Origin of the sequence: Streptomyces sp. NPDC048254, assembly GCF_043201895.1 — a bacterium.
Lineage (GTDB): Bacteria > Actinomycetota > Actinomycetes > Streptomycetales > Streptomycetaceae > Streptomyces.
On sequence record NZ_JBICZJ010000001.1, the window covers coordinates 1,085,137 to 1,104,350 of the forward strand.

Annotated in this window: 16 protein-coding genes and 1 pseudogene; 7 read left to right on the forward strand and 10 right to left on the reverse strand. The window is 69.2% G+C overall.

Features of this window, described 5'->3' with window-relative positions:
- Nucleotides 1–395: 395 nt before the first annotated feature.
- From ACGFZQ_RS04935 to ACGFZQ_RS04960, 6 genes are all read right to left on the reverse strand, one after another.
- The gene (locus ACGFZQ_RS04935) at nt 396–1,061 is read right to left on the reverse strand and encodes an SDR family NAD(P)-dependent oxidoreductase (RefSeq protein WP_393839175.1); all 666 of its coding nucleotides are present in this window, start codon (nt 1,059–1,061) and stop codon (nt 396–398) included.
- A 71-nt stretch (nt 1,062–1,132) separates the two neighbouring features.
- Nucleotides 1,133–1,510 (reverse strand): DUF2255 family protein, encoded by a 378-nt coding sequence (locus ACGFZQ_RS04940; RefSeq protein ID WP_393839176.1) that lies wholly within the window; start codon nt 1,508–1,510, stop codon nt 1,133–1,135.
- A 49-nt stretch (nt 1,511–1,559) separates the two neighbouring features.
- A complete protein-coding gene (locus ACGFZQ_RS04945) occupies nt 1,560–2,954 on the reverse strand; it encodes an MFS transporter (protein WP_393839177.1) in 1,395 nt (464 codons plus the stop codon).
- A gap of 85 nt (nt 2,955–3,039) precedes the next feature.
- Nucleotides 3,040–3,807: a glucose 1-dehydrogenase gene (locus tag ACGFZQ_RS04950; protein WP_393839178.1), complete on the reverse strand. Its 768-nt coding sequence runs from the start codon at nt 3,805–3,807 to the stop codon at nt 3,040–3,042.
- 132 nt (nt 3,808–3,939) lie between these two features.
- On the reverse strand, nt 3,940–4,956 hold the full coding sequence (locus tag ACGFZQ_RS04955) for a zinc-dependent alcohol dehydrogenase family protein (RefSeq protein WP_393839179.1): 1,017 nt from the start codon (nt 4,954–4,956) through the stop codon (nt 3,940–3,942).
- A 162-nt stretch (nt 4,957–5,118) separates the two neighbouring features.
- Nucleotides 5,119–5,961, reverse strand: a complete 843-nt coding sequence (locus ACGFZQ_RS04960) for an SDR family oxidoreductase (protein ID WP_393839180.1) — start codon at nt 5,959–5,961, stop codon at nt 5,119–5,121.
- A gap of 280 nt (nt 5,962–6,241) precedes the next feature.
- Here ACGFZQ_RS04960 and ACGFZQ_RS04965 point away from each other — a divergent pair, with 280 nt between their 5' ends.
- Nucleotides 6,242–7,114 carry a helix-turn-helix domain-containing protein gene (locus ACGFZQ_RS04965; RefSeq protein ID WP_393839181.1) on the forward strand — a complete coding sequence of 291 codons (873 nt, stop codon included), beginning with the start codon at nt 6,242–6,244 and terminating at the stop codon, nt 7,112–7,114.
- Between the two features lie 62 nt (nt 7,115–7,176).
- On the opposite strand, the gene ACGFZQ_RS04970 is transcribed toward ACGFZQ_RS04965, so the two are convergent.
- Complete coding sequence (locus ACGFZQ_RS04970; protein WP_393839182.1) at nt 7,177–8,439, reverse strand: MFS transporter; 1,263 nt, start codon at nt 8,437–8,439, stop codon at nt 7,177–7,179.
- 353 nt (nt 8,440–8,792) lie between these two features.
- Between ACGFZQ_RS04970 and ACGFZQ_RS04975 the strand changes: the two genes are divergently transcribed.
- From ACGFZQ_RS04975 to ACGFZQ_RS04990, 4 genes are all read left to right on the forward strand, one after another.
- Nucleotides 8,793–9,668 (forward strand): helix-turn-helix domain-containing protein, encoded by an 876-nt coding sequence (locus ACGFZQ_RS04975; RefSeq protein WP_393839183.1) that lies wholly within the window; start codon nt 8,793–8,795, stop codon nt 9,666–9,668.
- 105 nt (nt 9,669–9,773) lie between these two features.
- Nucleotides 9,774–10,412, forward strand: a complete 639-nt coding sequence (locus tag ACGFZQ_RS04980; RefSeq protein WP_393839184.1) for a (2Fe-2S)-binding protein — start codon at nt 9,774–9,776, stop codon at nt 10,410–10,412.
- A 5-nt stretch (nt 10,413–10,417) separates the two neighbouring features.
- Nucleotides 10,418–11,398, forward strand: coding sequence for an FAD binding domain-containing protein (locus ACGFZQ_RS04985; protein ID WP_393839246.1), 981 nt, complete (start codon nt 10,418–10,420; stop codon nt 11,396–11,398).
- Nucleotides 11,395–13,587 (forward strand): xanthine dehydrogenase family protein molybdopterin-binding subunit, encoded by a 2,193-nt coding sequence (locus ACGFZQ_RS04990; RefSeq protein WP_393839185.1) that lies wholly within the window; start codon nt 11,395–11,397, stop codon nt 13,585–13,587. Before ACGFZQ_RS04985 ends, ACGFZQ_RS04990 begins: the two co-directional genes overlap by 4 nt.
- 361 nt (nt 13,588–13,948) lie before the next feature.
- On the opposite strand, the gene ACGFZQ_RS04995 is transcribed toward ACGFZQ_RS04990, so the two are convergent.
- From ACGFZQ_RS04995 to ACGFZQ_RS05005, 3 genes and pseudogenes are all read right to left on the reverse strand, one after another.
- Nucleotides 13,949–15,421: an RICIN domain-containing protein gene (locus tag ACGFZQ_RS04995; RefSeq protein ID WP_393839186.1), complete on the reverse strand. Its 1,473-nt coding sequence runs from the start codon at nt 15,419–15,421 to the stop codon at nt 13,949–13,951.
- A gap of 293 nt (nt 15,422–15,714) precedes the next feature.
- Nucleotides 15,715–15,881, reverse strand: a pseudogene (locus ACGFZQ_RS05000) (LacI family transcriptional regulator); the annotation flags it as partial.
- A 49-nt stretch (nt 15,882–15,930) separates the two neighbouring features.
- On the reverse strand, nt 15,931–17,013 hold the full coding sequence (locus ACGFZQ_RS05005) for a LacI family DNA-binding transcriptional regulator (RefSeq protein ID WP_393839187.1): 1,083 nt from the start codon (nt 17,011–17,013) through the stop codon (nt 15,931–15,933).
- 305 nt (nt 17,014–17,318) lie between these two features.
- Here ACGFZQ_RS05005 and ACGFZQ_RS05010 point away from each other — a divergent pair, with 305 nt between their 5' ends.
- Both ACGFZQ_RS05010 and ACGFZQ_RS05015 read left to right on the forward strand, forming a co-directional pair.
- Entirely contained in the window at nt 17,319–18,227 is a 909-nt protein-coding gene (locus ACGFZQ_RS05010; RefSeq protein WP_393839247.1) for a carbohydrate ABC transporter permease, read from the forward strand.
- Nucleotides 18,224–19,159 (forward strand): carbohydrate ABC transporter permease, encoded by a 936-nt coding sequence (locus ACGFZQ_RS05015; protein WP_393839188.1) that lies wholly within the window; start codon nt 18,224–18,226, stop codon nt 19,157–19,159. The genes ACGFZQ_RS05010 and ACGFZQ_RS05015 overlap by 4 nt, the downstream gene beginning before the upstream one ends.
- Nucleotides 19,160–19,214: the final 55 nt, after the last annotated feature.

Below are 19,214 nucleotides of genomic sequence, written 5' to 3' on the forward strand. Positions count from 1 at the left end.
CCCCGGCACGCGCAGACCCTACCGGGCCTGGGCATTGGCTCCTGACGGCCAGTCTGCCGCCAGTCCGGTGAGGTCTTGAACCTGGCCGTCGGGCCCTACTCGGGGGCATCGTCAGGTGTCGCTCTGGGGAGGCAGGCCGGTGATGCCCTCCACGATGTGATATTCCTGCCGCGTGGTCCGCTGCAGCGGCTCCTCTGGCGACGTCGAGACACGGATCGATGCGGACGCGGACTCCAGTGTCTCGGAGTCCGCGGGCACCCGCGGACTGGGCCTGAGCACCACGCTGGTCTTCAGCCAGCGCAACGACCGCGAACCCTGTGATCAAACCGGACTCACGACAGTAACGACCTGGACTATCGCTCCCGCGAAGACCGGGCCGATAACAGGGCTACCGATCAGCTTTCCAGCGAGTCGGCGAAGTGCCGGAATTCCTTGCGGTCCTGGTGCATCGTCCACAGGGTTCGCGCGAGCACGGCCGGGTCGCTCTTCGGGTCTCCGGGGGTGATCGCGCCGGGGATGATGAGCTGCGCCGCGTGGATGTTCTCCTCGGCGAGGGCGTCGTGCAGCAGCCGGGCGTACGCGCTCTCGGCGGCGAAGGCGATCGAGGTGCCGGCGAGGGCGGCGCGGGGGACGACGGCGGTGCCGCCGTTGACGAAGAGGAGGGTGCCGCGGCCGAGTTCGCGCATGCCGGGCAGCAGGTGTCGTACGGCGGTCACGGGTCCGTGGAGCGAGAACTCCAGTGGGCCGGTGAGGTCGGCGGACGTGGTCTCCAGCACCGGGCGCATGAAGTCCCGGTGCGGGACCGGGCTGTACTGCAGGACCTCGATGGGGCCCAGGGTCGCGGTCGCCGCGTCCAGGGCGGTGGTGAGGGCCTTCGGGTCGCGTACGTCGGCGGCGAAACCGCGGGCAGTGATGTCCTCGCTCGTGAGGGTGTCGGCGAGGGTGTCGGCGTGGTCCTGGCTGCGGGAGATGAGGGCGACGTCGTAGCCCTCGTGGCCGAACTGCCGCGCGACAGCGGCGCCGAGGCCGGGGCCGGCTCCGATGATGGCGATGGTGGTCATGAGTGACTCCTGTTTCCGGTTCGCGGGTGGGGGTTGGGCTTGTGGTCGGCCCGGCGGCGTTAGGGGCGTGGTCAGCTCGGCAGGAGTTTGAGGGTCGTGGCTCGGGTGCCGGAGGCCATCATGGTCTTCACGTAACTTCCGCCATAGCGGCTGTACTTGGTGCGGTACGCGGCGTCGACCCGGTCGTTGACGCCGGAGTCGGTCTCCGCCACGAAGGTGATGTCCTTGTCGACGCCACCGGAGCGGATGTGGCCCGTGCCGTTCGTCCGGGCGGTGCAGTACCAGGAACCCTCGGTGCCCCGGTAGGAGCGGACGTAGAGGTCGTCGCCGTCGCGGACCACCCAGATCGGTACCGGCCTGTGCAGCGTGCCGTCGTTGCGCAGGGGTGCCACTTCCAACTCGTCCGCGGCTTCGATCCTGCTGAGTTCGTCAGTCGTCCACTTCGTCATCTGTTCGTCTCCTTCACGGCGGGAGTGATGTGCGGGGCGGGTTGTCTCGTTACTTCGGCTGTGGAGGGGGTTCGAGCAGGAGGTTGGCGGCGGTTGCGCAGAAGACCACCACCGCGGCGATCGTCAGGCTTTCGCGCAGGCCGTGCAGGAGCTGCGTGTGGTGGGTGAGCAGTGTGCCGAAGACGGCCACGGCGAGGGCGCCGCCGATCTGGCGGCTGGTGTTGAACACGCCGCTGGCCACGCCCGAACGGTGGGCGGGGACGCTGTCCAGGAGCAGCGCGGTGGTCGGCTGCATGGCCAGGGGGCCGCAGATTCCGACCGGGATCATCACGGTCGCCAGCAGCCAGGCCGGGGCGGAGGCGGGGAGGGTGGCGAGCACCGTCAGGCTCACGCCCATCAGGAACATCCCGCCGACGATGGGTACCCGCGGGCCGAACCTCTCGGTGAGCCGGGCGGTCGGCACGCCCAGGAAGGCCGACAGGGCGGTCATCGGCAGGAAGACCAGGCCGGTGGCCAGTGAGGACAGGCCCCGCTCCTGCTGGAGGTAGAGGCTGTAGACGAAGACCGTGCCGGTCAGGCCGGCCATGAACGCGAAGCCGCTGCCCGAGGCGATCAGCATGGTGCGGGAGCGGAACAGGTCCGGCGGCACCATCGGGTGCTTGCCGCGCGCCTGGGCCGCGACGAAGACGACCAGGGCCAGAACCGCGACCGCGAGGGCTATGAGTACCTTCGGTGCGCCGAACGCGTCGGCGCCGGCTTCGATCACCCCGAACGTGAGCCCGCCCATGGCGAGTACGGCAGCGATCTGCCCCGTCCGGTCCAAGGGCACCTCGCGGTGCGGCGAGCGAGCGGCGCGGGCCAGCAGGAACAGCGCGACCACGCCGACGGGCAGGTTGATGAAGAAAATCATCCGCCAGCTGGCCAGGCTCAGGGCGCCGCCCGCGACCGGTCCGGCCGCGGCGGCCACCGAGCCGCTGATGGTCCACCAGGCGATCGCCCGGCCGCGCTTGACCGGGTCGGGGTAGGCCTCGCGGATCAGCGTCAGCGAGGACGGCATCATCATCGCGGCGCCCGCGCCCTGCACCAGGCGGGCGGCGACCAGCACAGGCAGGTTCGGTGCCAGGCCGCAGGCGGCCGAGGCGGCGACAAAAACGGCCAGTCCCGTACCGAAGGCGCAGCGGGCGCCTATGCGGTCGCTGAGGGATCCGGCGGACAGCAACAGCGCGGCGAACATGAGCGTGTAGCCGTCGATCACCCACTGCAGGCCCGTCATCCCTCCGCCGAGATCGTCCCGGATGTCGGGCAGCGCGACGTTCACCACCAGTGCGTCGAGCGTGATGACGAAGAAGCCGAGCACGGCAGCCGCGAGCGCGGCGGAGGCGGAGCCGCGCGGTTCGTCGGCTTCAACAGCCGTGAGCCGGGACGCGGCGCGCGGGGCGGACATCGTGGGTGAGCTCCTGGAATGCAGAGGCGGAGAGAGAAGGAGTGTTGCCGTGGCGGACCGACACGGAACCCGGAACGGTGGACGGTCAGTGCGTGGTGAAGCCGCCATCGACAGGCAGCGCGACGCCGACCACGAAGCTGGCGCCGGGGCTGCACAGCCAGAGAACGGCCGCGGCGATCTCGTCCGCGCGTCCCAGCCTGCCGATCGGCTGGTCCCTCATGATCTCGGCCATGGCTTCGGCCTGGCCTTCGAGCATGTCCGCGACCATGGGCGTGTTGATCACTCCGGGGCAGATGGCGTTGATGCGGATGCCCTTGGGGGCGTACTCGACCGCGGCGCTCTTGGTCAGGCCGATCACGCCGTGCTTGGACGCGTGGTAGGCCGCGCGTTCCGGCAGGCCCACGAGGCCACCCAGCGAGGAGCAGTTGACGATCGCACCGCTGCCCTGCGTCCGCATCTGGCGCAGCTCGTGCTTCTGGGCGGCCCAGACGCCGCGCAGGTTGACCGCGTTGACACGGTCGAAGTTCTCGGCCGTCTCGTCGGCCGCGTCACTCGGCGGCACCTGGATACCGGCGTTGTTGAACGCCATGTCCAGGCGGCCGAACGTCGTGACCGCACGTTCGACCACCGCGGCCGCCTGGCTCTCGTCCGTGACATCGCAGGCGACGCCGATCGCCTGGTGGCCGGCCGCGGTCAGTTCCTCGGCCGCCGCTTCTACGGCGTCCTTGTCGACGTCCGCCAGGACGACCGCAGCGCCGGCCTTGGCGAAGGCGTGGGCCGTCACGAGCCCCATGCCGGATGCCGCGCCGGTGACGAGCGCGACCTGGTTGGTGAAGTCGTAGGTCGGATTCATGGTGTGGGTGGTTCCCGTCGTTGAAGGCTCATCGCGGCGGAAGGCGCTGCGGTCAGCCGGTTGGTGGCCGAGGTGCACTGGGGAGGGCTGGGGCCCGGCGGGCCGCCGGGCCCCAGCCCGAGGGCTCGTGTCTCAGGGGCGCAGCAGTGCCTTGATGGCGCGGCGCTCGTCCATGGCCTTGTAGCCCTCGGCGACCTGGTCGAGGGGGAGGGCCAGGTCGAAGACCTTGCCCGGGTTGATGCGGCCGTCCAGGACCCGCTCGATCAGGTCGGGCAGGAACCGGCGTACGGGGGCCGGGCCGCCGCGCAGGCCGACGTGGGAGTAGAACAGTTCCTCGCCGCTGATCTCCACGTCGTGCGGGACGCCGACGAAGCCGACGTTGCCGCCCGGGCGGGTGGAGCGCAGGGCCTGGAGCATGGACTCCTGGGTGCCGACGCATTCGAGAACCGAGTCGGCGCCGATGCCGCCGGTCAGCTCCTTGACGCGGGCGATGCCCTCGTCGCCGCGCTCGGTGACGATGTCGGTCGCGCCGAACTCCGTCGCGAGCTTCTGGCGGGACGCGTGGCGGCTCATGGCGATGACGCGCTCGGCGCCCAGTTCCTTGGCGGCGATGACGCCGGACAGGCCGACCGCGCCGTCACCGACGACGACGGCGGTGGAGCCGGGCTTGACCTCGGCGGCGATGGCGGCGTACCAGCCGGTGCCCATCACGTCGGAGAGCGCCAGCAGGCTGGGGATCAGTGCCTCGTCCGGCTGGCCGGCGGTGGCGACCAGGGTGCCCTCGGCGTTCGGGATGCGGACGTACTCGGCCTGGCAGGTGCTCATGAACTCGCGGTGCAGGCAGGAGGACTGGTAGCCGTTACGGCAGTTGGGACAGGTGTTGTCCGAGGTCGCGAACGACCCGATGACGAACTGCCCCGGCTTGACGGAGGTGACGTCTCCGCCGACCTCCTCGACGATGCCGACGTACTCGTGGCCCATGGGGTGGGGTTCGGTGACCGGGTTGATGCCGCGGTAGTCCCACAGGTCCGAGCCGCACACGCAGGTGGCGACGGTACGGATGATCGTGTCGGTCGGGTTGACGATCTCGGGGTCGGCGAGCTCCTCGAAGCGCACGTCTCCGGGAGCATGAATGACGGCTCCACGCATGACTGTTCCTTGCTGTGTGGTGGGGCGGGCGGGCCCGCCTCGGGGGTGTGGTGATGGTGATGATCGGCTGGTCAGCGGGCGATCCGGTGCGCACACGCGGGCGGTCCTACACGGATGGCCTTGTGCCCACGCGGCAACGCCGTAGGGGTTGCTACGGGAGATTCAGGCGGCGGTGTCGGCGTGTGCCAGGTCGCCGATCTCGCGGGAGGCCTTCGCCTGCGCCAGCAGTTCGTGTGCCTTGGCCTCGACAGCGTCGAGGGCGTCCGCGCCGGCGATGAGACGCAGCGGTGGCTCGCCCTGGTCCGCGATGGCCACCAGCACCTGGGCGAGCTTGGCGGGGTCGCCTGCCTGTCGGCCGTTCATGCTCTTCCAGGCTTCGACCGTGGGGGTGGTCCGCGGGGCGTAGTCGTCGATGGACAGCTCCGCCCAGGCGGTGGAGGCGTCCCCGAGCAACTCCGTGCGGAACATGCCGGGTTCCACGATCGTGGTGCGGATGTCGTAGGGGGCCACGTCGTGGCGCAGCGACTCCATCCAGCCCTCCACAGCGAACTTGGAGGCGGCATACGCGCCGCCGAACTCTCCGCCGACCACGCCGGCTGACGAGGAGATCGTGATGACGTGACCGGCTCGCTGCCCGCGCATGAGGGGCAGGACGGCGCGCGTGACGTTCATCGGGCCGAAGAGGTTGGTCTCGATCTGCCGGCGCAGCTGCGCGGGCGAGATCTCCTCGAAGTAGCCGGCGAGGAAGCTCCCGGCGTTGTTGACCAGGACGTCGATACGGCCGAAGCGCTCGACGGCCGCCTGCGCGGCTGCCTGCGCGTCCTCCACGTCGGTGATGTCCAGCTCGGTGACCAGCAGCCTGTCCTGCGGTCCGCCCAGAGCCTCCTCCACATCCTCGGGACGGCGGCCGGTAGCGACGACCTGGTGACCGGCGGCGAGAGCCTCACGGGCGATGTCCGCGCCCAGACCGCGTCCGGCACCGGTGACGAAAATGACCTTGCTCATGAGGGATTTCCTTCCGAGTGCCGTAATCGGCACCCAGTTGTGTGGGGCGATGACACGTGGTCGCCGGAGGAGGCCAGGGCTTCGGCGGCTGAAGGTGAGACCGATCGGGTCTGCCGGGCCGAGGCGATCGATTTCCCTGGCTGTCCTCTCCCGGCTATGTCTTCGACTTTTGCATCTTCACGCGCGCCCGCAAAGGGGAGAATTCCATCCTGGGAGAGGAGTATCCAGGGAGAAAACTCTCCCCCCCACCCGACTTGCGGAGGGTGCCAGACTGGTCGGCATGACCAGTGACGCGCATCTCAATGAGCTGGGTGAGTTCCTCAAGGCCCGCCGTTCCGAGCTCAGCCCCCGCGAGGTCGGCCTGCCCGAAACCGGTGGGCGGCGGCGCGTGGCCGGGCTTCGCCGTGAGGAGGTCGCCCTGCTCACGGCTATCAGTACGGACTACTACACCCGCCTGGAGCAGGGGCGTATTCAGCCGTCCGCGTCCGTGCTGGCCGCTCTCGCCCGTGTGCTGCATCTGGAGGGCGACCAGCGGGACTATCTGTTCGGGCTGGCGGGAAAGGAAGCCGGCGGGCCGAGGCGGCGCACCGTGCAGAAAGTGCAGCCACAGTTGCAGCGGCTGCTCGACGATCTCACCGCTACTCCCGGTATGGTCACAGGCCGCCGAATGGACGTTCTGGCGTGGAATCCATTGGCTGCCGCATTGATGACCGATTTCTCGAAGATTCCGGAGAAACAGCGAAACTACGTCCGGGTGCTCTTTACCGATCCTGAGGTGCGAGCACTGTATGCGGACTGGGAGACCAACGCCCGTATGTGCGTCTCTCACCTGCGCATGCAGGCTGCCCAATACCCCGACGACCCGCGCTTGGCCGCTCTCGTCGGCGAGTTGTCGGTGCAGGACGCGAACTTCCGGGAGTGGTGGGGAGGCCACCATGTGGCCTCCCGCTCCCTGGGAACCAAGGTGTTCCACCACCCGGTAGTCGGTGAACTCGTCCTCGACTGGGCCACTCTCACCTGCAGCACGGACTCCGAACAGGAACTCCTCATCTGGACCGCCGAGCCGGGCACGCCCTCCTACGACGGTCTGCGCTTCCTTGCCTCCTGGGCTGCTACCCACATCGGGCAGGCCGGGGCGGACGCGGTCGGCTGACCTGGCCCCGGCTCGCCGAGGCGGCGATTCGTGGCACCTCGGGACGTCTGCCGGAGACGGGCTCACACCGTCGCGCGACGTGTATCCGCGTCGCCCGCGGTCCCTTCCTCCTGGTCGGTTCCCTGGCGGACGAGCCGGGACTCCTGAGTACGCGGGGTGCGCCGCAGGGCGAGGACGGTCAGCGGCACCAGGGTGAGGGTCGCCACCACCGCGCCGACCAGGGCCGGCCCGGTCTGGCCGAGCGACGAGTCCAGCGAGATGCCCCCGGCCCACGAACCGACGGCCGTACCGGTGTTGAAGGCCGACACGGTCAGCGCGGCGGCGAGCGTGGGAGCGGAACCGCCAAAGCGTACGGCCAGAGCGGTGACCACGGGGACCACGGTGAAGCCGGTCATGCCCATGAGAACCACCAGGATGACGGTCGCCACGGCACTGGTGGACAGCGGAACCAGCAGGAGCAGGACCAGCGCGGTCAGGGCGGCACCGGTGAGGGTGGTGGCCGAGGGCCTGCGGTCGCCGAAGCGGCCCCCGGCCGTGGTGCCCAGCAGAGCACCCACACCGAACCCGACCAGGACCAGCGCCACGGCGCCCGAGGGGATACCGGCACGCTCGGTCAGCAACGGCGAGATGTAGCTGTAGGTGGCCATCAGACCGCCCATGAGCAGGGCGGCGGCACTGAGCGCCAGCCAGATCCGGCCCTGGCGCAGCGCGGCGAACTCGGCCCGGATCGAGGGCACTTCATGCCGTTCCACGGCCGGCATGAGCCGGAGGATGGCCGGTACGGCGGCGGCCGACAGGGCGGCCAGCACCCAGAAGGGGCCGCGCCAGCCGATGAACTGTCCGGCCCAGGCGCCGAGCGGCACGCCGATCACGTTGGCGATGGTCATGCCGCCGTTCATCACGCCCAGGGCACGTGAGCTGGCGGCGGGGCCCGCAGCGGTGGTGGCCACGACCGCGCCGACGGACCAGAAGGCTCCGGTGGCCAGGGCGGTCACCACCCGGGCGGCGAGGAGGATCGTGAAGGAGGAGCTGAGCGCGGCGATCACATGGCCGACGGAGAAGATCGCGAGGGCCATGACCAGCGTGGACCGCTGGGGGAGGCGGAGCGTCGCGACGGCCATCAGCGGGGCGCCGACGATCATGCCGACCGCGAACGCCGTGATCAGCAGGCCGGTCCGGGCGACGCTGACCCCGAGGTCGCCGGCCATCTCGGGCAGCAGACCCGCGATGACGAACTCGGTGGTGCCCATCAGGAACGTGCCGGCGGACATCACCCATACGACGAGGGGGAGCTTGCCGGACCTTTCATTGGTCGGGGATGACATGGTGTGAAGGTCTCTTTCCTACGTGGAACTACGGAGGGCCGCGGAGTGTGGGGACCGCCGACCCTCGGGAATGCGCCGATCGGTGGCCATGTGGCCACAGGGCCGGAGCGGCGTACCGGCCACGCTGTCGGTACGCGGAGTGATGTCACACGACGGTGGTCCTGACGCCATACGCTGAAATCACGAGGCAATTCGCCACAAGTGCGACCGGTCGATGATGCCGACGGCCACCACATCGACAATGCCATCAGCTCACACGCGTGAAAATGGGAGGGATTTCTCCTGGGTCAAAACTATCCTGGGACAAAACTCTCCCTCCCAACGGGACGGCGAACGATGCAACACTGAGGGGCATGACCAGTGACGCCCATCTCAATGAACTGGGAGAATTCCTCAAGGCCCGGCGTGCCGAGCTCAGCCCCCGCACGGTCGGCCTGCCTGAGGCTGGCGGGCCGCGGCGCGTGGCCGGACTCCGCCGGGAGGAGGTGGCCCTGCTCGCCTCGATCAGCACCGACTACTACACCCGCGTGGAGCAGGGCCGGATCCAGGCGTCCGCGCCCGTGCTGGCTGCCATTGCCCGCGCCCTGCACCTCGGTAATGACCAGCGGGACTATATGTTCGAGCTGGCAGGAAAAGGAATCGGCCGACCGCGCCGACGTGCTGTGCAGAAAGTCCAGCCGCAGCTGCAACGGCTGATGAATGACCTCACGGCGACACCCGCCATGGTTCTGGGTCGCCGTATGGATATTCTGGCGTGGAATCCCACGGCCGCCGCACTGGTCACGGATTTCGCAAAAGTCCCGGAGAAGAAGCGCAACTATATTCGGCTGCTCTTCACCGACCCTGCCGTCAAGGCGCTGTACCCGGACTGGGAGAACGTCGGCCGCGGCTGCGTGGCTCAGTTGCGCAATGAAGCCGCCAAGTACCCCGACGACCCGAAGCTGACGGCTCTGGTCGGCGAGCTGTCGGTGCAGAACGATCACTTCCGGCAGTGGTGGGGCGCGCACCACGTCTCCGCACTGACCGTGGGCACGAAGACGATCAGCCACCCGGTGGCGGGCGAACTCCGTCTCGAATGGGACACCCTCACCTGCAGCACCGACCCCGACCAGCAACTGGTCATCTGGACCGCGGAGCCGGGCACCTCCTCCTATGACGGCCTGCGCTTCCTCTCCTCCTGGGCCTCCACGCCCCAGCCCCAGCAGACCGCGTCCGACCCCGCCGACTGACGCGTCCGGCCAGGATGTTCACCGGTTGACGACGACGCGGGCCCACGCCGCCCAGGACACAGGCGAGCGGGCAACCCCCACCTTCCGCCCACCGAAGGCATACGCATGTCCACTGAACTCACGGACTCAGCCGTACCTCCAACCGACGAGTCCCGTCCGACGCCGACCCGGCGCACCTTCATCGCGACGACCACCGCGGTCGGCGGTGCGGTCGTCGCGGGCGGGCTGACCGCGGGACCGTTCGGAGCGGAGGAAGCAGCCGCCGCGGAGCCGCCGCCCAGCGGCAGCGTCTCCCTGACCGTCAACGGCAAGCGGCACACCGTCACGATCGACAACCGCACCTCGCTCCTCGACCTGGTCCGCGAACACCTCGGGCTGCCCGGCAGCAAGAAGGGCTGCAACGCCGGGGCCTGCGGGGCGTGCACGGTCCTGGTCGACGGCCGCCGGGTCAACTCCTGCCTGACGCTGGCGGTACGGCTGGAGGGCGCCGAGGTCACCACCATCGAGGGCCTCGCCCCGAACGACGACCAACTGCACCCGTTGCAGGAGGCGTTCATCGAGCAGGACGCCTTCCAGTGCGGCTACTGCACGCCGGGCCAGATCATGTCCGCCGTCGGCTGCATCCAGGAGGGCCACACCGGCTCCGCGGAGGAGATCCGGGAGTGGATGAGCGGCAACATCTGCCGCTGCGGCTGCTACATCAAGATCGTCAAAGCGGTCGAGCAGACCGCGAACGGGAAGTGAGCGCTGTGCACCCCTTCTCCTACACGAAGCCTTCCGGCATCCGCGAGGCCCTCAACGCCGGTCGCCACGGCGGCCGTTACATCGCCGGCGGCACCACGCTCGTCGACTTGATGCGGGAGACCGTCGAGCGGCCGGAATCCCTCGTCGACATCAGCGCCCTGCCGCTGCGCGAGGTCACCGTCACCGAACGCGGCGGCCTGCGCATCGGCGCCCTGGTGCGGATGGCCGAGGCCGCCGGACACCCGAAGGTGCGCACCCTCTACCCGGTGATCTCACAGGCGCTGGAACTGAGCGCGTCGGCCCAGCTGCGCAACATGGCCACCATCGGCGGCAACATCATGCAGCGCACCCGCTGCACCTACTTCCGTGACGTCACCGCCAACTGCAACAAGCGTGAGCCCGGCTCCGGTTGCGCGGCACGGGACGGCTTCAACCGCACGCACGCGATCCTCGGCACCTCCGACTCCTGCGTTGCCACGCACCCCTCCGACGTGGCCGTCGCCTTCGCCGCGCTGGACGCGAGTGTGCAGCTGGTCGGTCAGGACGGCGGGCGCAGCGTCCCCTTCACCGACTTCCTGTTGCGGCCGGGCAGCACCCCCAGCCGTGAACAGGCCCTCCGGCGAGGCGAGTTGATCACCGGTGTGGAGATCCCGGCCCATCCGCGCCCGCTGAAGTCGGGTTACCTGAAGGTGCGTGACCGGCAGTCGTACGAGTTCGCGCTGACCTCCGCCGCCGTCGCCCTGCACGTACGCGGTGGCGTAGTCCGCGAGGCGAAGGTCGCCGCCGGAGGTGTGGGCACCGTGCCGTGGAAGCTGCCCGCCGTCGAGCGCCACCTCATCGGGGAGCGGCCCTCCGAGGCCCTGTGGACCGCGGCGGCCGAGCGTGCCGCCGACGGGGCCCGCCCGCTGGAACACAACGGCTTCAAGGCCGAGTTGCTGAAACGCACCGTCGAACGCCAGCTGCGCATCGTAGGAGGTACCCAGTGAGCCCGCAGCCGCAGGCAGCCGTCGGCGCGCCGCTGTCCCGGGTGGACGGGCGGCTGAAGGTGACGGGCAGGGCGACCTTCGCCGCCGAGCACGACATCGACGGAGTGGTCCACGCGGTCGTCGTCGACAGCAGCGTCGGCCTGGGACGGATCACCGGCATCGACACCCGCGCCGCACTCGCCCAGCCCGGCGTCCTGAAGGTGATCAGCCACCTCAACACGCCCGAGCTGGCGTACCGCGACAACGCCGGCTCCAACAACCCACCGGGCAGACGGCTTCGCGTCTTCCAGGACGACCAGGTCCTCTTCCACGGCCAGCCGGTGGCCGTCGCCGTGGCCACCACCCTGGAAGGCGCACAGCACGCCGCGAGCCTGGTGAAGGTCTCGTACGACGCGGAGAAGCCCTCCACCGACCTGACGGCCGCGAAGGCCGACGAGCCGACGACGTACGCGCGCGGTGACGCTGACAAGGCGCTCCAATCCGCCGCCGTACGGCTGGAGATGACGTACCGGGCCGCCCGCAACAACCACAACCCGATGGAGCCGCACGCCACCATCGCCCGGTGGGATGGCGACCGGCTCACGGTGTGGGACAAGACCCAGTGGGTCGTCGGCGGCACGCAGACGGAACTCGCGGCCGTGTTCGGCATCCCGCTGGAGTCGGTACGCGTCATCTCGCCGTTCGTCGGCGGCGGCTTCGGCAGTGCTCTGCGCACCTGGCCGCACACCACGATCGCGGCCCTGGCCGCACGCGAGACGGGCCGGCCGGTCAAACTCGTCCTCACCCGACGGCAGTTGTACTTCGGGACCGGCTTTCGGCCCGCGTACGAGTACAAGGTGCGCCTCGGCAGCGACCGGCGCGGCCGGCTGACCGCGATGACGCACGACGTGCGGGCCGAGACGTCGTCGTACGAGACGTTCACGGAAGCCGTGCTGGTGCCGGGGCAGATGCTCTACAGCATGCCCAACGTCCAACAGGCCTACAGCACCGTGCCGTTGGACGTGCACACGCCGCTCTACATGCGCGGCCCCGGCTACGCCACCGCCTCCTTCGTCATCGAGTCCGCGATGGACGAACTCGCCCACGAACTCGGCGTGGACCCGATCGAGCTGCGCCGACGCAACGAACCCGACGACGACCAGTCCAGCGGGCTGCCGTTCTCCACCCGCAGGTTGCGCGAGTGCTACACCACCGGGGCCCGGGAGTTCGGCTGGGACCGGCGCGATCCCAGGCCGCGTTCCACCCGCGACGGGGACTGGCTGATCGGCATGGGCATGGCGGCGGGGGTCTACGACACCGTGCGGGTCGCGGCCCAGGCCCGGGTGAGGCTGGACGCCGACGGCACGGCAGTGGTCGAGGCGGCGTCCAGCGACATGGGCCCGGGCACGTACACCTCCCAGACCCAGGTCGCCGCGGACGCCCTCGGCCTGACCATGCGCACCGTGACCTTCCGGCTCGGCGACTCCCTGATGCCGCCGACCCCGCCGCACGGCGGCTCCATGACCATGGCCAGCGTCGGCTCGGCTGTCCAGATCGGCTGCGACCAACTGCGCGAGCAGGCCATCAAGTTGGCTGTCGAGGACGAGGACTCGCCGCTGTACGGGGCCGACGCAGACACCGTCGTCGTACGAAGCGGCCGGCTGCACGTGAAGGACGACCCGGCACGCGGAGAGACGTACCGGCAGCTCCTGACCCGCAACAACCGGAGCCACCTGGACACGCTCGGGTCGTACACGCCCGCCGAGGCCCGCTTCTCCATGTTCGCCTACAACGCGACCTTCGCCGAGGTCGCCGTCGACGCCCGCCTCGGGCTGGTACGGGTCCGGCGTCTGCTCGGCGTGTACGACGCGGGCCGCATCATCAGCCCCAAACTCGCCGACAGCCAGGCGCTCGGCGGCATGGTGGGCGGCATCGGCACGGCCCTGCTTGAGCACACGGTCACCGATCACCGCGACGGCCGAATCGTCAACGCCGACCTCGCCAACTACCTCGTCCCCGTCAACGCCGACGTGCCCGACCTGCGGGCGATCTACATCGACGGGGAGGACCGCGAGGCCGACCCGATCGGCGTCAAGGGTCTCGGCGAGGTCGTCCATGTGGGGGTGGCACCCGCCATCGCCAACGCGGTCTTCCACGCCACCGGGCGCCGGATCCGCGAACTGCCCATCACCGCTGAGGCGTTGCTCTGAGCTGAGCCTCCGATACGAGCCCCCGGGTGGCCGGCTTGGTGGTGAGACGGCCGCCCGAAGCGCTCTCCCCATGACCGTCCGGCGGTTCTGCACGCCCCCGCCGCCGGATACCAGGGCCGCCGTCGCGTCCGTTCCCCCGCGGCGCGGCGGCGGCCCGCCCAAGGCGTAGACGCCCGCCCGGGGAGACCCTCCATGCTGAACATCGCAGTGAAGCCGCCCTTTCCGCCACCAGCCACGGCCGCAGGACCGTGGGCTGTGAACGGCCGCGCGGGTCCCCTTCCCACCTGAACGGGGTGGCCACGGTTGGTCGTGGCCACCCCTGTTCCTACCGATCGGACCTAGCCGGTGGGATCCATCGCCGTCAGTTCAAGGTCCAGGTCTGATTGGTGCCGCCAGTGGCGGCCCACTGCTCCACGGTCGCCCCGGCGGTGGCCGACGCTCCGGTCACGTCCGCGATCAGGCCGCTGTTGAGGTTGACGAGGACGTAGGAGGCGTTGGACGAGGAGGTGTAGGAGCCGGCTGCCTCCAGCGCCCATTGCTGGTTGGCGCCGTTGTTGCAGGTCCAGATGTCCAACTGGGTGCCCTGTGTTGTGGACTGGTTGGGCACGTCGAGGCACTTGCCGCTGGCGACGCCGGTGAAGGTGTAGACGTTGCCGCTGACCTGCTTGAGCGTCCACTGCTGGTTGGAGGCCCCGTTGGAGCCCCATTGGTCGATGCCCGCGCCGTTGGCCGTCGACCCGTTGCTGACGTCCATCACCAGTCCGCTTCCGGAGCTGGTGAGCCGGTGCGTGGCCGCGGCGGGGTTGGAGGTGCCCGACCAGGTGCCGGTGGTCACGTCGAGGGTCCAGGAGTTCTGCCAGCCGACGGCCACGGTCGTGCCGCTGATCGTCATCGGCAGCCACACGAGGGGAGAGGCGCCCAGGTTGGAGGTCGTCCAGCGGTCGCCGGCGTAGATGAACGTGGTGCCGGAGCTGCCCTGGACCGGGATGATGTTGGCGGTCTGGGTGTTGTAGGTCTTGGTGCCCACGGGCGCGAAGCTGCGGAACGCGGACCATGTGCCGGTGAGTGAGGTCGTCGTGGCGTATACGTTGTCGTTGGTGTTCCAGCCGGTCAGGTGGGACCCGAGCAGGTAGTACCGGCCCCCGGTCTTCACCATTGCCGGCGACTCGTAGTCGGCGAAGACCTTGACCGCGCTGGTGACGCTGAGGTAGTCGGCCGAGAGTTTGTCGATACGCAGGCCGTTGGCGCGGTCCTCGCTCAGCAGGTAGCCGGTGCCGTCGGTGTCCTGGAAGAGGCCGATGTCCCGGCTCTGGTAGCCGAGCGGCCGGAAGCTGCCCTGGTAGCTGTAGGCACCGCACGGCGTGCTGCTGGTCGCGACGCCGACCTTGGCCTCTGCGTAGCTGGAGCTGTCGATGTGCAGGTACATCACGTACTTGCCGGTCGACGCGTTGTAGATGACCTTGGGACGTTCCACGACACGGTTCGGCCCCAGGTCACCGCTCGACTGCTGGCTCAGGGCGGCGCCCTGGTAGGCCCAGTGGGACAGGTCGCTGGACTTGTAGCAGCTGATGGACTGGAACTGGGCGTTGGTGGAGCTCTCTCCCGACTTGTTCTCGCCGAAGCCGTACCAGTCGGAGCCGACCTTCACGATGCCGAGTCCATGCATCTGAAGGGTGTTGCCCGAGGTGTCGTTCCAGGCAGCGCCAGGGGTGAAGGTGCCGTTGGTGTCGGCGTGGGCCGCGGGCGCCGACAGAAGCGCCGCGGCGGTCAGAGCGATGAGTGCGCCGAGGGCGGAGCCCAGGCGCCGTACGGAGGTCAAAAACCGTGCGGGCATGCCGAACCTCATCGGGTGGGGGCTGGTGGGTCACCAATCATGTTCATGGTTGCGCAAACATGTTGGGTCGTGTTGAGTCTGCTGCCGCCCCGGCGAGGTAGTCAAGAGGTTGTTCACACATTCGTCATCCCAGGGCAACGGGCCACAATTTCGCCGAAACGGCCGGTGGAGACCGGCCGGTAAGGGGTGGCCCGTCGCTCGTCGGCGGGTCAGCGGGTCGTTCCCGGGGAGACCCGAGATCGCGGACGTCTACATGGCGGGGCGAAGCCCAAACGACGACATCCACCATGGCCGGCGTCGAAGCGGGGTCTCCGGATGTGGCCGCGCCGGTCGAGCACGTTCTGAACCGGCGGACGGTGCCGGGCGAGACGGCCTCGCGGCCGTAGAACATCTTTGCGGCGGCGGAAAGGGAGACGCCGGCCTCGCGGGCGATGACGGCAAGCGTCGGACCGGCGGGCATGCCCTTCGCCTGGGCGAGCGTCGTCCCCGGGCGCCGCCCTGTCGGTCCCCTACGGCTTCTTCGTCCTCGGCCGCTTCGGTGGCGGCGCGGTGCTCGCGCGTACGACGAGTCGGGGTTCGACGGAGGCGACCAGTCCTCCGATCGACTCGCCGCCCTCGATCTGCCGCAGCAGTACGGAGACGCAGGCGCGGCCCATTTCCTCGAAGTCCTGGTGGACGGTGGTGAGCGGCGGCTGGAGGTAGGCGGCCTCGGCGACGTCATCGAAGCCGACGACGCTCACGTCGCCCGGCACTGTACGGCCGGCTTCGGCCAAGGCCCGGATCAGGCCGATCGCCATGTGGTCATTGCCCGCGAACACCGCGGTGACGTCGTCTCGGGCGGCGAGTTCACGGCCGATGGCGTAGCCGGACTCGGCGCTCCAGTCGCCGTAGCTGACGGGCGGGACGGGGGCTCCGGCTTCCTTCAGCGCCGTGTGCCAGGCCGTGACCCGATGGCGGGCCGAGTAGGAGTCCTGTGGGCCCGCGAGGTGCCAGACAGTGGTGTGCCCCAAGGAGAGCAGGTGCTCGGTGGCGGCGCGGGCTCCTACGAGTTGGTTGTTGTCGACCGCGGGGAAGCGCTGGCCAGGGGCCCCGTCGGCCATCACGATCGGGACTCCGGGAGGCAGCTGTAGCTCGGGGCGGTCCAGGATCTGAGCCTCGATCAGCACGATGCCGTCGACGGCCTGGCTGGTGAGCTGGGAGAACGCCTGTCGCACGGCTCCTTCGGTGGCGGTCCTGACCACGGCGACGTTGACCGAATACCCGGCGTCCTGGGCGACTGCCGCGATGGACTGCAGCGTCCGGGCGTTGCCATGGGCGCTCAGGTCGAAGCTGATGACACCGAGCATCCGGAACTGGCCGGTCGCCAGCGCACGGGCGGCGGTGTTGGTCCGGTACCCCAGCATCCGCATGGCGGTCAGGACGCGCTGCCGGGTCTCCTCGTCGACGTTGGACCTGTCGTTGGCGACCCGGGAAACGGTCTGGCTGGAGACACCGGCCAGCGCGGCGACGTCGGCCTGCGAGGGCGGCCGTGTGCGCGCGGGGGGAACGCCCTCAGCGGCGGCTCCGGCCGGGGTGCTCCCCACCCTGCCCATACCTTGATCTCCGCTCTCCCAGGCTGCTTGCTCTCCCCCGGATGTTGGCGCAAACACCGGTGTGGAGTCAATTCGAACGCGGACACGGTACCTCCAGGGCCTCCAGATGGGGAGGTCAGAGCGCCGCAGTGCCTGGCATGCACCCTATCTGGAGCTTTCGCCGCACGGGACATCCGTCGGATTCCTTTTGGTAACACCCTCTTGACACATGAGAGCGGGCGCGTGCAGTCTCCCATCCAGTTAAGCGTGTTTGCGCAAACACGACCCCTCAGAATCGCGTGAACAGGACCAGAGCCTTGAGCAAGCTGTCATCGTCCGCACATCCGCCCCGCCGGGGGGTGACTTCTCCGCACGGCCGTTTCGGCTATGTCTTCTTCTTGCCGTTCCTGGTGGTTTTCGCGGTCGCCATCGCCGCACCGCTGCTGTACGCGGTCTACTTGAGCCTCTTCCAGGAGCGGTTGGTCGGCGGCACCGTCTTCGTCGGCTTCGAGAACTACACCCGGGCCTTCGGCGACACCCTCTTCCGCGTGGGGCTGGCGCGGGTGGCGCTCTTCCTCGCCGTACAGGTGCCGATCATGCTCGGCCTCGCGCTGCTCGCCGCGCTGATCATCGACAGTGGCCGGCTGCGCTGGGCCGGCCTGTTCCGCATCGGCATCTTCATCCCCTACGCCGTCCCCGCCGTGGTGGCGGCGCTCATGTGGGGATATCTGTACGGCCCGAACTTCGGCCTCGTCCACCAGGTCGGCGACGCGCTCGGCGTCGCCATGCCGAACCTGCTGTCCAAGTCCTGGATGCTGGCCGCCATCGGCAACATCAACACCTGGGAGTACGTCGGCTACAACATGCTCATCCTGTACGCGGCGCTGCGCGCGGTACCGGAGGAGCTGTACGAGGCCGCGGAGATGGACGGCGCCGGAGCGATCCGCCAGGCATGGAGCATCAAGATCCCGGCGCTGCGTCAGGCCCTGCTGCTGACCGTCATTTTCTCGATCATCGGCAGCTTCCAGCTCTTCAACGAGCCCAACATCCTGCAGTCGCTGGCCCCCGACGTCATCACCACCAGCTACACGCCCAACATGTACGCCTACAACCTGGCGTTCAACGGCCGGCAGTTCAACTACTCCGCCGCCGTCGCCGTCCTGCTCGGCGTGGTCACGGCCGCCGTCGCCTACGCGGTCCAGCTCTGGACCGCCCGGAAGGAGCGCGTCCTGTGACCGCCACCGCCACCGCCACTGCCCCCGTCCGCCGTCGGACCCGCCGCGGCCGCCCCGCCGGCTCCGGCCAGCGTGCCCCGCGGCGCCGCGGCAGCACCTCGCTGACGGTGGCCATGTTCCTGATGCTCGCCTACACCCTGTTGCCCCTGTTCTGGCTGCTGATGAGCAGTACCAAGAACAGCAAGTCGCTGTTCTCCAGCTTCGGCCTGTGGTTCGGCGACGGCTTCCACTTCTTCCAGAACATCCACGACGTCCTGACCTACGACGACGGCATCTACTTCCGCTGGTTCGGCAACACCCTGCTCTACTCCGTGGTGGGCGCGGGCGGAGCGGCGATCATCGCGACAGCGGGCGGCTACGCGTTGGCGAAGTACGAGTTCCGTGGGAAGAAGGCGCTGTTCGCCCTGGTACTGGGTGCCGTCACCATCCCCACCACCGCGCTGGCCGTCCCCACCTACCTGCTGTTCAGCAAGGTGGGCATCGTCAACACTCCCTGGGCGGTGCTGATCCCGGCGCTCGCCAGCCCATTCGGTCTGTACCTGATGCGGGTCTACGCGCTGGACGCGGTGCCCGACTCCATGCTCGAAGCCGCCCGCATCGACGGTTCGGGCGAGCTGCGGACCTTCTTCACCATCTCGCTGCGGCTGCTGGCTCCCGGCTTCGTCACGGTGCTCCTGTTCGCGCTCGTCGCGACCTGGAACAACTACTTCCTGCCGCTGATCGTGCTGAGCGATCCCGATTGGTTCCCCCTGACGGTGGGCCTGAACCAGTGGAACACCCAGGCCAGCGGACAAAGCACGGTCGGCACCGCACAGCTCTACCCGCTGATCGTCACGGGGAGTCTGCTGGCGATCGTGCCCCTGATCATCGCCTTCCTCTTCCTGCAGCGCTTCTGGCAGTCCGGCCTCGCCAGCGGAAGCGTCAAGCAGTAACCCCCTCCACCCCAACGCCCGTTCCACCTCCCACAATGACGTAGAGGAGCACCAC

What these genes read in the sequence shown, in the direction of transcription:
- ACGFZQ_RS04935 (WP_393839175.1), bottom strand. Translation starts at nt 1,061, where the DNA reads ATGACCACCATCGCCATCATCGGAGCCGGCCCCGGCCTCGGCGCCGCT.
- ACGFZQ_RS04940 (WP_393839176.1), bottom strand. Translation starts at nt 1,510, where the DNA reads ATGACGAAGTGGACGACTGACGAACTCAGCAGGATCGAAGCCGCGGAC.
- ACGFZQ_RS04945 (WP_393839177.1), bottom strand. Translation starts at nt 2,954, where the DNA reads ATGTCCGCCCCGCGCGCCGCGTCCCGGCTCACGGCTGTTGAAGCCGAC.
- ACGFZQ_RS04950 (WP_393839178.1), bottom strand. Translation starts at nt 3,807, where the DNA reads ATGAATCCGACCTACGACTTCACCAACCAGGTCGCGCTCGTCACCGGC.
- ACGFZQ_RS04955 (WP_393839179.1), bottom strand. Translation starts at nt 4,956, where the DNA reads ATGCGTGGAGCCGTCATTCATGCTCCCGGAGACGTGCGCTTCGAGGAG.
- ACGFZQ_RS04960 (WP_393839180.1), bottom strand. Translation starts at nt 5,961, where the DNA reads ATGAGCAAGGTCATTTTCGTCACCGGTGCCGGACGCGGTCTGGGCGCG.
- ACGFZQ_RS04965 (WP_393839181.1), top strand. Translation starts at nt 6,242, where the DNA reads ATGACCAGTGACGCGCATCTCAATGAGCTGGGTGAGTTCCTCAAGGCC.
- ACGFZQ_RS04970 (WP_393839182.1), bottom strand. Translation starts at nt 8,439, where the DNA reads ATGTCATCCCCGACCAATGAAAGGTCCGGCAAGCTCCCCCTCGTCGTA.
- ACGFZQ_RS04975 (WP_393839183.1), top strand. Translation starts at nt 8,793, where the DNA reads ATGACCAGTGACGCCCATCTCAATGAACTGGGAGAATTCCTCAAGGCC.
- ACGFZQ_RS04980 (WP_393839184.1), top strand. Translation starts at nt 9,774, where the DNA reads ATGTCCACTGAACTCACGGACTCAGCCGTACCTCCAACCGACGAGTCC.
- ACGFZQ_RS04995 (WP_393839186.1), bottom strand. Translation starts at nt 15,421, where the DNA reads ATGCCCGCACGGTTTTTGACCTCCGTACGGCGCCTGGGCTCCGCCCTC.
- ACGFZQ_RS05005 (WP_393839187.1), bottom strand. Translation starts at nt 17,013, where the DNA reads ATGGGCAGGGTGGGGAGCACCCCGGCCGGAGCCGCCGCTGAGGGCGTT.